This window comes from Streptomyces sp. NPDC002643 (assembly GCF_053592555.1).
In genome coordinates, this window is the sequence record NZ_JBSFVY010000092.1 from 1 (window position 1) to 1,061 (window position 1,061).

1 rRNA gene is annotated in these 1,061 nt (G+C 56.5%); it reads left to right on the plus strand.

The features are described from left to right. Window positions 1-1,039: ribosomal RNA gene (locus tag ACWD4G_RS45645) — 23S ribosomal RNA — on the plus strand; the annotation flags it as partial. Window positions 1,040-1,061 lie beyond the last annotated feature (22 nt).

A 1,061-nucleotide genomic window follows, 5' to 3' on the forward strand; every position in this document is an offset into this window, starting at 1 on the left:
CATTTCGGTGGGGCGAAGCTGAGAACTTAAGCGCCAGTAAACGGCGGTGGTAACTATAACCATCCTAAGGTAGCGAAATTCCTTGTCGGGTAAGTTCCGACCTGCACGAATGGCGTAACGACTTCTCGACTGTCTCAACCATAGGCCCGGTGAAATTGCACTACGAGTAAAGATGCTCGTTTCGCGCAGCAGGACGGAAAGACCCCGGGACCTTTACTACAGTTTGATATTGGTGTTCGGTTCGGCTTGTGTAGGATAGCTGGGAGACTTTGAAGTCCATACGCCAGTATGGGTGGAGTCGTCGTTGAAATACCAGTCTGGTCGTGCTGGATGTCTAACCCGCGCCCGTGATCCGGGTGGGGGACAGTGTCTGATGGGTAGTTTAACTGGGGCGGTTGCCTCCTAAAGGGTAACGGAGGCGCCCAAAGGTTCCCTCAGCCTGGTTGGCAATCAGGTGGTGAGTGTAAGTGCACAAGGGAGCTTGACTGTGAGACCGACGGGTCGAGCAGGGACGAAAGTCGGGACTAGTGATCCGGCGGTGGCTTGTGGAAGCGCCGTCGCTCAACGGATAAAAGGTACCCCGGGGATAACAGGCTGATCTTCCCCAAGAGTCCATATCGACGGGATGGTTTGGCACCTCGATGTCGGCTCGTCGCATCCTGGGGCTGGAGTCGGTCCCAAGGGTTGGGCTGTTCGCCCATTAAAGCGGTACGCGAGCTGGGTTTAGAACGTCGTGAGACAGTTCGGTCCCTATCCGCTGTGCGCGTAGGAGTCTTGAGAAGGGCTGTCCCTAGTACGAGAGGACCGGGACGGACGAACCTCTGGTGTGCCAGTTGTTCTGCCAAGGGCATGGCTGGTTGGCTACGTTCGGGAGGGATAACCGCTGAAAGCATCTAAGCGGGAAGCCTGCTTCGAGATGAGGACTCCCACCCACTTGATGGGGTAAGGCTCCCAGTAGACGACTGGGTTGATAGGCCAGGTATGGAAGCCCGGTAACGGGTGGAGTTGACTGGTACTAATAGGCCGAGGGCTTGTCCTCAGTTGCTCGCGTCCACTGTGTT